Genomic DNA, 13355 nt, shown 5'->3' with positions numbered 1-13355 from the left:
GCAATTGGTGCAGCTTTAGAGCTGGGAGAGTTGCGCCTGTCCCCGCATTAGTGGCAGAGAGTCGGTTATGCCCTCTGTCTCACTATTAGTTTTCTGCAAAATGCTCAAGAAAATTTGGAAAAAAATTGCGCATTATTCTTGTTACATTTCAAAATCAACAGTAAAGTCAGATAGATAAACATAAGTCTATGCAGATAATAGGTTGTAGCCTTGAGCATGTTCAATAATTGCCGGGCATGCGCACTGCAGAAAGGTTAGGCCACAAATCCATACCACTTTGCGACTGATGAGGAAGCAAATGAAATCTGAGAAAATGGTGTCGTTGACGCCTACACAAGTACAAGCCATACGCAAGCGTTGGCAAAACGACTCCTCCTTTATCGGATTTCCAGATGCGGAGCGTGATACAGTCCAGGATAGTTGGTTCGACAATCTTCTCGTAAAACCAGATTGGTTTTCGAATGCTATAGCCACAACAGTAACAGTTGCAGTGGCTCGCAAAGGCGCCGGCAAATCGGCGGTGCGGTTGACAAGCATTGAGCGTCGTAAGCCAGATTCTAAAACGATAGTAGTGGAAGCTTCAGCGGACGAACTTGCCTCGCTACACGCGGAACGCTTGGCAAAAGCGTCTGAGCGTGGATACGGAGCAGTTGCCGATTGGATGCAGATTTACGCGGACATGATCTGTCGAAGGCTAGCTCGTGAAATGAGTGGACGTTTACTCACCAACGACGATGAGATCGCCGTACGTGCCTGGGCTAAAACTGAAGGAATTACGGAACGAGATTTTGGTGAACGTATAGCCGATGTTCTGAAGACACTCGTACCTTGGGCCAAGGACGTCGCTGCCGAGAACGAAGGGCAGAAGAAGGATAGTGATGAAAGGATAGTCCGTGTTGCACAAGCCACCCGATTCGCGCTGTATGTCGATGACTTCGATAATCTACAAGAGGAAGGCGGTGCGACCAATATTCGGTTGATTCGTGATGCTATCGAGGCAGCTGACAGGATTACCCACCACAATAAGAACGCTGAAGTTCATCTATTCATGCGGCAAGATTTGTGGCTCAACATTAATCCTGGCTGGCATTACTCAGATAAGGTAAGTGGTGTCGTGCACCTTAATTGGGATGTCAGTGATTTAAAAAAATGGACAGGACAGAGACTTCGGCTTGCGATTGGAATGGCTTTGGATATTGATCCAAAGACGATTCGCGTGCCGTTTGATGAAATGTGGCAGGTGTTCTTCACGCCGGAGGTGACGTTAAAAAACAAATCCAAGAGTGATTCTTTTAGCTACATTGTCCGCAGATCAATGTATACGCCGCGTAGTTTGAGGGCCTTTATTAAGTTTTCGCTTGATGGTGCAGATCGGCTTCCCGTTTCCGAATTAGTGATCCAAGATGCAGAATTGAGTTACTCAACTGACCAGCTTGAGTTCTTGAAAACAGAGTTTGGTGGGCTTTGTATTGGCCTGGATATTTGCCTGCAATCCTTCACTGGAAAATCTCTTGAGTGGATCGCTTCGGATCTGTACAAGCATCTACGAGGTCTGATTGGGAATGGCCAAGTCAAGCTTCAAAAGGGCGTCTCGTACGGCGAGTTAGACATTGCGCTCGCGCGATTTTTATATCGAATTGGCTTTTTGGAAGTGCGTTACCCACTGGAAGACCGATACGAAGTACGTGATGTGATGCGTCATCCTGATCACTGGAAGAGTGTCAGAACCGACGACGCTGTGCGATGGGCTGTTCGGAGCGCCTTTTTCAATGGCCTAAAGTCACATGGTGCATGACCAGCATGTGGCCCAACAAATAAGGATATGCCGCGCTCAGTCGCGAGCATATCCTCATATTTGGACAAACCTGGGTCACTTTATTAGGTCAATAACCGATTCTGAGCTAGCACTGTTGCGCCAATGACCTTCGGCGAAAGGGTGAGCATCGCGTAGCGATAAGCGTCGAACGAGAGCCATGGAAGGCGAACTGGCTGGTGTGCATGGAAGCATTTTTTCGCCGTAGAGCATCCATGGATGGACTTGCTGCGTGTCATTGGAGTGATAGTGCCGGATTTCAATTCATGGCATTTACAACTTTTGCCTATTCAACAGCTTGGTTTCGCGTCTTTCTTCTATGCCAATCGCTTAACTATTCACCTCTGGTTTTAGCCACGAGGCGCCAATTTGGCGTATCATTGCCGTCCCGTTGCGGATGGGGACAAGACCCATCCAAGGGCCCGGCAACCCCGGGGGACGGCACTCGATTGCCAATACCCTTGCTTTGGCTTATTTTAGGGGCTCGATTTTGGGGGCGCCGCGTTTGGCGGCCAGTTTTGCCCCCGTAGAACTCATTTTTGCCTGCTGATCCTTTGCCTGTGAATCATGCAAAGCCCAGAGAGCCTCGGCCCCGAGTGGCGCAGCCAGTTTGCTCCATTCGCCGGATAACAAGACGCTGAACAGAATGCCTTTGGAGCCTAGTCAGCAAGGCCCGATTTTTGGTCGACTCTAGACCTTGTTTAAATAAGGAAAGAAATGCCAAGCTTGATTCGAATTGTGCTCATCGACACCCATCTCCCCGGGGTGGTGGAACTCGCCCTCGACGGCCACACCAACATATGTGGTACCAACGCCTCGGGCAAGACGACCCTGCAGCGGCTGGTGCCGGTATTCTATGGCGAATACCCCAGCCGCGTGGTGCCTTCGACCCGCGACAGCTTCGAGCGCTGGTATCTGCCCCACGATTCCAGCTACATCATCTATGAATACCGCAAGACCGACGGCCTGCTGTATCAGGCCGTGCTGGCCTCGGCCGGTGACGGCAAGGGGGTCAACTATAGATTCATCGCCAAGGGCTTCGAGCTGGACGACTATGTCAAGCAGCGCAACGGCGATACCGTGCTGTGTCACACCATGGCCGAACTCGGGCGGGAGATGAAACGTAACGGGGTGGCGGTGACCAATCTGCTCAACACCCGTGAGTTCAGGGCGATCATCCAGAACGATCGCTCCTTGCTGAGCACAGGCAGCAACCGCAGCGAGCTGCGGGCCTATGCCAACCAGTTCTCCCTCTGCGATCCCGAATACTCACTGCGCCACATGGAGAAGCTCGCCAAGGCGGTGCACTCCAAGGAAGGCAAGATGGAGACGGTGAAATCGATGATCGCCGCCATCCTGGAGGAAGACGGGGTTAATCCGCCGAGTTCACGCCTCAATCCCCAACGGGTCGAGGCCTGGATCCGCGAGAGTCAGCTGATCCAGGGTTTCGAGGTGATCCGCCCCGAGTACGACAAGCTGGAGCAAGAGTTCAACCAGCTGCTGAGCAGCGAACTGCGGCTCGCCAGCTTGTCCAAGGGTTATCGCCACGACGAGACCCTGGAGGCCCAGCGCCAGGACAGCAATCAGCTCCTGTCCAGGGAGCTGAATCTGCAGCTGAAGATGCTGGACGAGGAATGGAAGGAGCAGCGCGACGAACTCAATCTGGACTTGTCCGCCGCCAAGGGAGATGTCGCCAAGTTCGAGTATGAACTCGATGCCATAGAGAACCAGCATGGCGCCTTCCTGGATGCGGACATAGAACAGGCGAAGGCCGATCTCGACAGCCTGCCGAGCTGGCGCAGCGATCTTGAAAACCTCAGTGAACGCCACAAGCTGCAGACGGAGAAACACCAGGACATAGAGGCGGCCTACAACGCCAGGCGCAGCAAGATAGGCGAGCAGCTCGGCCGTGAACTCGACGGCTTGCATCTGGAGCAGGACAGGCAGCGCGAGGCCCGCGACAAGCAGCGTGAGCTGGCAAGCAACGAGCTGGAGGCGCTGGCCGGGCAATGGCGCGAGCGGCTGGAGGCCGGCAAGGCCGGCTTCAGCGAGCAGGAATACGGCCTCAAGCTGAGTGCCGCCGAACTCAAGTTGCGGCTCGACGGTGTGACCTACACAGAAGAAGAGAAGCTGAGTCTGGCCATTTTCGACGAGCGCATCAGCCGCGCCGACGAGGAACAGGAGAGTTGTAACCTCAAGGTCGACAGATTGAGCAGCGACGAGCGTAAGCTGCGCGCCAAGCGGGATCAGGCAACCGAAGCCCTGCGTATCGCCGGCCTCAGGGTCAACGAGCGCCAGACTGCGCTGGATGAGCTGCAGCACATGCTGTTCCCCCAGTCCCATACCCTGCTGGAATTTTTGCGCAAGGAAGCCCAGGGCTGGGAACAGAGTTTCGGCAAGGTGATAGCCCCCGAGCTGCTGCATAGAACCGACCTGCATCCGCATCTGCAGCCCCTGCAGCAATCCGAGTCAGGCGCCGGGAGTCTCTACGGCATAGGGCTGGATCTCAAGGCGCTCGAGGTGCCAGAGTATGCCGCTTCGGAGCAGGATCTGCGGGCACGCCATGCCAAGGCCGAAGAAGCCCTGGCGGCGGCTAAGGAGCAGCAGGCCGAGGCCGAGGATGCCCTGGTGGCCGCCAACGCCGAGCTCGACAGCCTGAGCCGCGAACTCACCTTCGCCCGCACCGCCTACAAGAATAGCCGTGACGATCTGCGTCGCCTGTTCGACGAGAAGCGCGCCGAGCAGGAGAAGATCAACAAGGCGCTTGCCGAGCGCAAGGCCCAGTCGCAGCAGCGCCTGACCCAGCTCGACGGCGAGCTGAAACAGCTGAGACATACCCATAACCTCTGGCTCGAGGAGCAGAAGGAGCAGGCGCTCGAGGCGCGGATGGAGAAGAACGCCTACTGGCAGGAAGTGGTCGGGGTGCTGGATAACCAGCTGGCCCAGACCAGGGCCAACATAGAGGCCCGCAAGGCCAACGCCAAGACGGAGCAGAAGGCCTGCGAGACCTGGTACAAGAACGAGCTCAAGTCCCGCGGCGTCGACGAAGACAAGATAGTCGCCCTCAAGCGCGACATACGCGCGCTGGAAGAACTGCTAGCCAGGGCCGAGCAGCGCCGCAGCGAGGTGTTGCGCTTCGACGACTGGTATCAACACACCTGGCTCGCCCGCAAGCCCAAGCTGCAGACCCAGCTTGGCGATGTCAAACGCGCCGTCAGCGAGCTGGAGCAGCAGCTCAAGGCCAAGGCGGCCGAGGTCAAGACCCGCCGTCAGGCATTGGACACTGAACGCAAGGCCTCCGATGCCGCCCAGGTGGAAGCCTCGGAGAACCTCACCAAGCTGCGCGCCCTGATGCGCAAGCTCGCCGATCTCAAGTTGCCGGCCAACAACGAGGAGGCCCAGGGCAGCTTGGGCGAACGCCTGCGTCAGGGCGAAGACCTGCTGCTCAAGCGCGACTACCTGCTGGGATCCGTGAAACAATACGTCGAGCACTTCGACTCAGTGATCGCCAGCAAGTCCGGCTCAGGCCTGGCGGAGACCTGGGAGCGGGCCCGCGAGGAGTCCAGCTTCATCAACGACAAGGGCATACGCCTGCTGGATTACCGCAAGCTGGTGCCTCAGTTGGAGCAGCTGCTCAACGTCATGGTGCCCCAGTCCATCACGGCGCTGCGGGAGCAGGGCCGCATCTTCGGCGTCGATCTCACCGCCTTCTACGAGGTGTTGGCGGATATCGACCGCCGCATCGCCAGCCAGAGCGCCCGCATCACCCGCGAGGTGGGCGAGGAGCTGTTCCTCGATGGGGTGTCCGAGTCTGCGGTGCGCATCCGCTCGCGGATCAGCGAGCTGGAGTTCTGGCCCGAGCTTGAGGTCTTCGTCAAGGCCTTCAAGCGCTGGAAGAGCGACGGCTTCGACGGCCTGCCGGATGAGCATTACACCAACAGTATGCGCCGTGCCCTGGACATAATCGGCCGCGCCGCCCTGACCGGTGGCATCGCCAAACTGCTGGAGATAGAGCTGCGCCTCAAGGAAGGCAACAGCGATCTCATCATACGCACCGACAGGCAGTTGAACGAATCCTCCAGTCACGGCATGGCTTATCTTATCTTGTGTAAGTTCCTGCTGGCCTTCACCCGTCTGCTGCGGGGCCGTGCCGATGTCACCATCCACTGGCCGATAGACGAGCTGGGCACACTGCATCACACCAATGTGAAGAAGATCTTCGATGCCTGTGAGAACAACAATATTTCCGTGCTCGGAGCCTTCCCGAATCCTGAGTCTGAGGTGCTGAACTTGTTTGCCAACCGTTACATAATCAACAAACAAACCAAGAAGCTGCAGCTGGTTAAGCCCAAGAGCAACCCCATAGCCGACAAGTTGAGTCAGCGTCTGGCGAGGGAGGCAGTCTGATGTCCGAAGTCATGAATAACAACCCGGGCGAGAGCGCCCTGGTGGGTGCGGGCGTGCTGATTGAGCAGTTATTGAAGGGCGAGTTCATCTGCCGCACCACCAACGAAGACGGCTGGCGGGCACTGAAGAATGCCGCCAGCCGCGAGCGGGTCGAGACTTACCTGAATCAGATCAACCGCACAGTGGCTTCGGCCGCCGAGGGCGATGTGTTCTTCTGTGGTTATCTGCAGTTGGGGGAGGCCGAGCGCAAGGTGATCTCCAGTCAGTTCAAGGACATCTGCCAGGCGCTGATCCCCCTGGTGGAGTGGCTGGTGTTGGTGCAGGAGGCCAGTGGCCAGGATGCCCCCCTGACCGAAGGCGCCGCGGTGCGCCTGACCGAGCTGCAGACCCGCATCGAAGACACCCCGGCGTTTCGTGAGCAGCTGGCGAAACTCAGCCAGTATCGCTTATTCGGCTCGACCAGCAGCAATGTCGATGCCCAGATAAAGCTGGTGTTCAAGCGTCTGCTGGAGCTGGGTTACCTGACACGCCCCAATCTGGAGAAGCAGATCTACATAGCCACAGGCAAGCTGGACTATCTCTACGAAGTGATCCGCTTCATCGATGAGACCGAAGGACTCAGCCTGGAAGCCCAGGCCGAAACCGCCACCCAGCGTGACTTGCTATAGGATGGCCGCAATGAGGAAGCTTAACAGAGGAGGGCGCCATGAGCAGTAACTTGCATCGGCATCTGAGTGGTCAAGCGCGGAGGGTTTCATGAGCAGTAATTTGCATCAGGCCGGGGTCAGGCTGCTCAGGCAGCTGGGGCGCCACGCCGAGCTCATCATGGACGCCTACCAGGCGGGTTCGGTCAACGAGGGGGCCTGTGAGCCGAGCGCGGTGGACAAGCTGAAGAAGGCGGGGATCTTGTGGCGGCCCGAGGCGGATCAGGACCTGCGCCTGACCCGCACTGTGCGTGCCATGCTGGAGGAGGCGCTCAGCGATGAACGCAATCGTCAGATAGATGCCAACGTCGGCTCGGCGCTCGCCACCATCAAGACACTGGCGAGTCACTACAAGGAGGCCAGGAGCAACGTCGACCATGGCGCCGCCGAGGCCTATTTGGCCGATCTCAGCGAACATGTCTACAGCTTCACCGAGAGCCTGGCCTATTCGACCCGGGTGCTCTGGGGGCGGATCAACAACGAGTTCGGTTATGTGGGCACCATCAACGCCAAGATCCGCGAGAACGAGTTGGCCCAGAGTCAGGTGAGTGAGTTGCGCAGCGGCCTGGAGCTGTTCCAGTTCAGCGAGCTGGGTGAAATCGCCGGCGATGTGCGCGAGCTGCGCAAGTTGCTGGTGACGACCCTGCAGGAGAGCCTGAGCCGCAACGCCGAGGAGCTGAGCCTGGTACAGGGCAGGTTGTTGGAGCTGTTGGGACGTTTCCGCCAAATTCGCGGCCGTACCCGGCTGCTCAAGGGCTGGCTGCTGTACACTGACCTGCACCCGGACTACAGGCCCGGGGATCATGTGTCCCACAAGCAGGTGCCTAGCCTGTTCAACCGCGCCGAGGCCCTGCTGGCACCGGCCGCGGTGGACGTGCATAACAGCCAGCAGGAGCGCGAGCTGATGGAGATGGTTGCCAGGATCAAGACCATAAGCCATAGCCAGATGCCGCCCAAGCGGCGCGAGCATGATGTGTCTGTGTCCCTGAGCGTCAGCGAAGACTTCGACATTCCGGATAATCCGCTCAAGCTGGCGGTGGATGAGTATTTCTGCGCCGTGATAGAGTCGGGCAAGAGCCAATCGGCGTTGGCCTATCTGGCCGAGCAGCAATTGCCATGGGACAGCGAGAGCTGGCTGTACCAGGTGATAGGCGGCTACGAGGGACTGCCGGACGAGCATAAGGCCTATTTCGAGCTCGAGCCGCTGGGTGAACCCCATCCCGTCTACAGCGGCAACTTCATCATCCGCGACGTCGAACTCTGGTTGGCCTAGGCGTTCGATTCTGGTGTTACCCGAGCCACAGATGGCAAGGCCTGTACGGCTTGCCATCTGTGGCAAGCGCCTTCAAGTTTTCCCTATTGCCAGCCTTCCGTATTTCCTTCTCAATTGCCTTTCCCAAGCAGCTCCCAAGCACTTCCCAGTGCGCGCCGGCGCCGGCTCTGGACAGCCAAAGTGACCCAGGGTGAATGTGCTGTGAGTCGGCCGTTATTCCTGTTTTGTCAGCAACAAGTACTAAAAACTTGGTTTTTTTCATTGAATTCGTCGCCGGCATGTTTCACTATCCTCGGCCAGCATTTAACAATGTGAGTAAGATATACAGGCGCCGCGACGATAAAGGTGCCGTAATATAATAAGAAATCGGGGAAGTTAACTGCATGATCAAATCACTGTCTACCAAGATCTTCATGGGTCTATTCACGGGTCTGCTCCTGGGCTCAATCGTTCAATATTTTCTCGCCGATGTCGGTTTCTTCTCCGGCACCCTGGTGGAACTGGCCAGTGCCGCCGGCACCATGTTCGTCAACATGATCATGATGTTGGTGGTGCCACTGGTGTTTGTCAGCATCGTCAGTGGCGTCTGCGAGCTCAAGGACATGCAGAGCTTCGGTCGCCTCGGCGGCAAGACCTTCGGCTTCTACATCATCAACACCCTGGTGGCCGTTACTGCGGCCTTCGCCCTGGTGATGCTGGTCGACCCGGGCAAGGGCGTCGAGATGAGCGTCTCCGGCAGCGCAACCATTACCGCTACCGAGCTGCCCAGCCTGTTGGCCCTGCTGGTGGACATAGTACCGCGCAATCCCATCGCCGCTTTCATGTCGGGTAACATGCTGCAGGTGATCTTCATGGCCCTCATGCTCGGTGGCGCCATCAAGGCCCTGGGAGACACGGCCAAGGGAGCGGTGCAGGCCTTCCAGACGGCGGATAACATCATGATGAAGCTGATCGGCATGGTCATGAATCTGGCACCTTTAGGGGTATTCGCCCTGATGTTCAAGTTGGGGGCGACGCTTGAGGCCAAGGTATTCCTCAGCATGTTGCAGTACCTTGGGCTCATCATTGGCATGCTGGCGCTGTGGATCTTTGTGGTTTATCCCTTTGCCGTCAGCTTGTTCACCCCGATAACGGCCAAACAGTTCCGCCATCAGACGCGTGAGCAGGTGCTGTTTGCGCTCTCGACCGCCAGCTCCAACGCCACCATTCCCGTGACCCTGCGTACCCTGACCCAGAAACTCGGGGTCAACCATGCGGTAGCCGGCTTCGGCGTGCCCCTCGGCGCGACCATGAACATGGGCGGTGTGTCCATCTACATCACCATAGCCACCTTCTTCATCGCCAATGCCTATGGCATGCCCATCACCACTGAGCAGATCCCCGTGGTCCTGTTCAGCGTCTTCCTCCTGTCCGTCGGCGCCGGCGGCGTACCCGGCGGCGGCATGGTGATGATAGGGGTGCTCATTCATCAGATGGGCCTGCCGATAGAGGCCTTCGCCATAGTCGCGGCGCTGGACCGCCTGATAGACACTATCCTCACCTCATGCAACGTGGTGGGCGACACGGCCGTGTTGACCATAGTAGATCAGACTGAAAAGGCCCATCAGATCACTGAGACGGATGAGGACTAGTTCCTTCTCTCGGGTAAACAGGCAATAAAAAATCCGGCTCAGGCCGGATTTTTCTTGCCTGCACTTGGGTGAAGGCATGAGCTATCACCTGCGGAGCGCTAAGTGCAGGCACTGCTGTGACACGCAGCAAGCATCCTTGTGTGCATTTTCTTGTGAGAACAGCCAAAGCATCCCTGCTTTGGAAGGTCACAGCCGCGCCTGCACCCGATTCATCCTCTCTTTGTATGGATAGCGCAGGTATGGTGAAAGGCATTATTTACTTTGTGGGTGCCCAGAGTTCTTCTTTAACGCTTGCGGGCAATCCTAACTCGCTGTAAAAATAGCGAATATCCTACAGACGATGGCTGGATGCTGTGTTAACTTGCGGGTAAAGAGGATTAATAGTGCGAAGTGCTCTGCCCAAGCTTGCAAGCTGGGCCTAGCTTGTGAGGTCGCACTATTAAATTGTTAGCTGTATAGGATAGATCGTGACAATACTCATATCATTTATAAGCTCAATTATTGCGGCTTTCTTGGCACACTTTTTAGCAACAACGAGAAGTAAGAAAAGCGAGCTTTTGAAGTTTCAAATCCAATCGTATTCAGACTTCTTAGCTGCCGCATCAAGGGTTGCTGTTTCAAGGCGGATTGGCAGCATTACTGACGAAAACGTAGATCTAGTTGCGTTGAATGATGCTAAGAGCCGGATTATTACTTGCGGGAATGTAGAAGTAGTTGAGGCTCTGATACATTTTTGGAATATGGGTGGTAGCCTAGAAAGGGAGCAAGAAATTCTGGCGTACAAAAACCTTACTCAGCTAATGCGCTCAAGCCTCGGACACAAACAGCACGATATGTTTGATCTTAAAGTGTCTGATGCCCTATTTAAGTTAGAACCATCGAGTTTTTCATTCAGATCTAAGCAAACAGCTAACAAGTCAAGCGAGCAGGACGCCAGCGAAGCCGGCGCCTCTGCTTGAAGCGTTATGATTAAGGGGCTGCGATGTGGGATATATCGAAATTAAAAACTCATCTTGATTCGTTAGATGAACCAAGTGATCTTCATTCAGATTATTTATGGTCAATTTCTAGAACAATAACAATCTATGAATATCACAAGTCAGAAGCATATTCTGCTTTGATGGACATAGAACCAAAAGATCACGAAGATGCAATTAATTTTGTTTTATCGAATTCAGATGAAAACAATGATTTTGAATATAAAGTCATTATAATACAGGCACATATGCAGGCATCTTTGTATAGCGCTAGAGCAATGTTTGATATTTTTGCACAGTTAATAAATCTATTACTACTGTCCGGAAAACGCCCTGTTCATCATTGCTACGTACACGATGTATGTGATTTACTCATTGATTCTCCAGTGAAAACAGCATTGCGTGATATTTTAAATAGTCATGAATATAAGTATGTTAGCGCATTTATTAATGTGATTAAGCACCGGAATTTATTACAATTTACCCGCACTTTGGATTTTACAGAATTGAAATCAGGGGTAAGGGTTAAAAATTTCAAATTTAAAGATCAATCATTTGGTCAAAAGTGGGCAATCGATGCACTTGAATCTAGTTTGATCATCAAGAACAAATTGGTTGATTTGGGAGAATTGCTAAATCAAGTGTGTGGTGTAAAAGATGCGTAATACAACAGTATAGGCCACGCGCAGTCGCGACCTTATTCTAAGTGCGGTCTCCCAATACAGACATCCTCTTTCGAAAGCGGCGAAGGATAAGTAACACCTGAACTGGCACTGTTGCACCAGTGACCTTCTAAAACAGGGATGTTTTAGCAGAGCCTCCACGGATGGATCTACGGCGTGTCACTGGGGCAGGCTGTGCCGGGCATGAGAAGGAGCTCCCCCCATCCTCTATCGCTTAGGACTTGGTGTAACGCGCAGCGCTGCTGAGTATCTCTTCTCGGGCGGCGGCGGCGTCTTCCCAGCCATCGACCCTGACCCACTTGCCGCTGTCGAGATCTTTGTAGTGCTCGAAGAACTGTTTTATCTGTGCCTTCAGTAGTGGTGGCAGGTCGTCAACGTCCTGTATATGGCCATATTCTTTGGATATTTTCTCGTGTGGCACTGCCACTATCTTGGCATCTTCGCCGGACTCGTCCGTCATCTTCAGCACCCCCACAGGGCGGCAACGGATCACGCTGCCGGGCTGCAGCGGGTAGGGGGTCGGCACCAGCACATCGACGGGATCGCCGTCCAGGCTCAGGGTCTGGTTCACATAGCCATAGTTGCAGGGGTAGAACATGGGGGCCGTCATGATGCGGTCGACGAACAGGGCGCCGCTGTCCTTGTCCACCTCGTACTTTATGGGATCATGATTCTGGGGGATTTCTATGATGACATAGATATCATCCGGCAGGGACTTGCCCGCAGGCACGGCGTTCAGGCTCATGGAAATCTCCTCTGATGCATAGGCAGCAAATGCTGCTCTTGGCTCTCAGTATAGGCGATCCCCGTGAGCCGGCGCCTGGAGACGGCGCCGGGTTCAGGCCTGCTTGTGATCAGCCAAGCTCGGGATCCGGCTCCTGGCTGTAATCCAGGCCGTGATAGCTCAGGCAAGCATCGACCTCGTTGGCACTGCCCAAAATCACCGCCACCCTCTGGTGGATCTGCTCCGGCTGAATATCGAGGATAGTTTCATAGCCAGTACTGGCCTTGCCGCCGGCCTGCTCGACCAAAAATGCCATGGGGTTGGCCTCGTACATCAGGCGCAGCTTAAAGGGCTTGTTGGGATCTTTGTTGTCGGCCGGGTAGGTAAAGAGACCGCCACGGGACAGCACCCTGTGCACGTCGCCCACCATGGCGGCAATCCAGCGCATGTTGAACGACTTCTCACGCGGGCCTATCTTGCCGAGCAACAGGTCGGCGATATAGGTCTGCATAGGTGCTTCCCAGAATCTCTGGTTGGACATGTTGATGGCAAACTCGGCGGTGTCCGGGCTGATGCTCACCGCATCTTGGGTCAGCAGATATTCGTTGGTCTCGGGATTGAGGGTAAACATCTGTACCCCGCGGCCCGTGGTCAATGCCAGCATGGTCGAGGGGCCATAGAGCACATAACCCGCCGCCAGTTGGGCGCGGCCCTGCTGCAGGAAGCTGGCTTCGCTCAGCTCTCCGGTTGGCGCCGGCAGCACAGAGAATATGGTGCCCACCAGGGAGTTGATGTCTATGTTGGAGGAGCCATCGAGCGGGTCGAAGCACACCAGGTATTGGCCGTTGGCGCTGACTTCGACCACATGATCTTCCTCTTCCGAGGCCAGGCCGCGCACTGTGCCGTCGGCCTTGAGGGCATCCTTGAGCATCTCGTTGGTGATGATGTCGAGTTTCTTCTGGGTCTCGCCCTGAACGTTTTCCTGCTCTGTCGCCCCCAGCACGCCGGCCAGGGCGCCATGGCGCACGGCCTGGCTGATGGCCTTGGAGGTGTCTGCCAGGGTTAAGATAAGTTGGCTCAGTGAGGCATCTACTGCCTGTGAGGTCAGGTTTTGGGCCAGAGTCTGCATGCTGTTTCCTTTAC

At 55.5% G+C, this 13355-nt stretch carries 9 protein-coding genes; 7 read left to right on the top strand and 2 right to left on the bottom strand.

Going from position 1 to position 13355, the window contains the following annotated elements; translation table 11 throughout:
• Positions 1 to 298: 298 nt before the first annotated feature.
• The 7 genes from LZP73_RS05675 to LZP73_RS05645 all read left to right on the top strand — a co-directional run bounded on the left by LZP73_RS05675 (position 299) and on the right by LZP73_RS05645 (position 11470).
• The gene (locus LZP73_RS05675) at positions 299 to 1795 is read left to right on the top strand and encodes a P-loop ATPase, Sll1717 family (protein ID WP_234233501.1); all 1497 of its coding nucleotides are present in this window, start codon (positions 299 to 301) and stop codon (positions 1793 to 1795) included.
• A 735-nt stretch (positions 1796 to 2530) separates the two neighbouring features.
• Positions 2531 to 6220: an ATP-binding protein gene (locus tag LZP73_RS05670; protein ID WP_234233500.1), complete on the top strand. Its 3690-nt coding sequence runs from the start codon at positions 2531 to 2533 to the stop codon at positions 6218 to 6220.
• The gene (locus LZP73_RS05665) at positions 6220 to 6888 is read left to right on the top strand and encodes a hypothetical protein (protein WP_234233499.1); all 669 of its coding nucleotides are present in this window, start codon (positions 6220 to 6222) and stop codon (positions 6886 to 6888) included. The genes LZP73_RS05670 and LZP73_RS05665 overlap by 1 nt, the downstream gene beginning before the upstream one ends.
• A gap of 88 nt (positions 6889 to 6976) precedes the next feature.
• Positions 6977 to 8197, top strand: a complete 1221-nt coding sequence (locus LZP73_RS05660; RefSeq protein WP_234233498.1) for a phosphoenolpyruvate carboxylase — start codon at positions 6977 to 6979, stop codon at positions 8195 to 8197.
• A gap of 383 nt (positions 8198 to 8580) precedes the next feature.
• Positions 8581 to 9828 (top strand): dicarboxylate/amino acid:cation symporter, encoded by a 1248-nt coding sequence (locus tag LZP73_RS05655; RefSeq protein ID WP_234233497.1) that lies wholly within the window; start codon positions 8581 to 8583, stop codon positions 9826 to 9828.
• Positions 9829 to 10295: 467 nt separating this feature from the next.
• Entirely contained in the window at positions 10296 to 10787 is a 492-nt protein-coding gene (locus LZP73_RS05650; protein WP_234233496.1) for a hypothetical protein, read from the top strand.
• 23 nt (positions 10788 to 10810) lie between these two features.
• Positions 10811 to 11470 (top strand): hypothetical protein, encoded by a 660-nt coding sequence (locus LZP73_RS05645; protein WP_234233495.1) that lies wholly within the window; start codon positions 10811 to 10813, stop codon positions 11468 to 11470.
• A gap of 232 nt (positions 11471 to 11702) precedes the next feature.
• Here the strand turns inward: LZP73_RS05645 and ppa are convergent, their stop codons facing one another.
• Both ppa and LZP73_RS05635 read right to left on the bottom strand, forming a co-directional pair.
• Positions 11703 to 12233, bottom strand: a complete 531-nt coding sequence (gene ppa, locus LZP73_RS05640; protein ID WP_234233491.1) for an inorganic diphosphatase — start codon at positions 12231 to 12233, stop codon at positions 11703 to 11705.
• Between the two features lie 109 nt (positions 12234 to 12342).
• Positions 12343 to 13341 carry a class 1 fructose-bisphosphatase gene (locus LZP73_RS05635; RefSeq protein ID WP_234233489.1) on the bottom strand — a complete coding sequence of 333 codons (999 nt, stop codon included), beginning with the start codon at positions 13339 to 13341 and terminating at the stop codon, positions 12343 to 12345.
• Positions 13342 to 13355: the final 14 nt, after the last annotated feature.

It is taken from the genome of Shewanella sp. AS16, assembly GCF_021412365.1.
In the GTDB taxonomy this organism is placed as follows: domain Bacteria; phylum Pseudomonadota; class Gammaproteobacteria; order Enterobacterales; family Shewanellaceae; genus Shewanella; species Shewanella salipaludis.
The sequence above is the reverse complement of the archived record's forward strand: the minus strand, read 5'-3'. Positions and strand labels throughout refer to the sequence as shown.

What these genes read in the sequence shown, in the direction of transcription:
- LZP73_RS05660 (WP_234233498.1), top strand. Translation starts at nt 6,977, where the DNA reads ATGAGCAGTAATTTGCATCAGGCCGGGGTCAGGCTGCTCAGGCAGCTG.
- LZP73_RS05670 (WP_234233500.1), top strand. Translation starts at nt 2,531, where the DNA reads ATGCCAAGCTTGATTCGAATTGTGCTCATCGACACCCATCTCCCCGGG.
- ppa (WP_234233491.1), bottom strand. Translation starts at nt 12,233, where the DNA reads ATGAGCCTGAACGCCGTGCCTGCGGGCAAGTCCCTGCCGGATGATATC.
- LZP73_RS05645 (WP_234233495.1), top strand. Translation starts at nt 10,811, where the DNA reads ATGTGGGATATATCGAAATTAAAAACTCATCTTGATTCGTTAGATGAA.
- LZP73_RS05675 (WP_234233501.1), top strand. Translation starts at nt 299, where the DNA reads ATGAAATCTGAGAAAATGGTGTCGTTGACGCCTACACAAGTACAAGCC.
- LZP73_RS05635 (WP_234233489.1), bottom strand. Translation starts at nt 13,341, where the DNA reads ATGCAGACTCTGGCCCAAAACCTGACCTCACAGGCAGTAGATGCCTCA.
- LZP73_RS05665 (WP_234233499.1), top strand. Translation starts at nt 6,220, where the DNA reads ATGTCCGAAGTCATGAATAACAACCCGGGCGAGAGCGCCCTGGTGGGT.
- LZP73_RS05655 (WP_234233497.1), top strand. Translation starts at nt 8,581, where the DNA reads ATGATCAAATCACTGTCTACCAAGATCTTCATGGGTCTATTCACGGGT.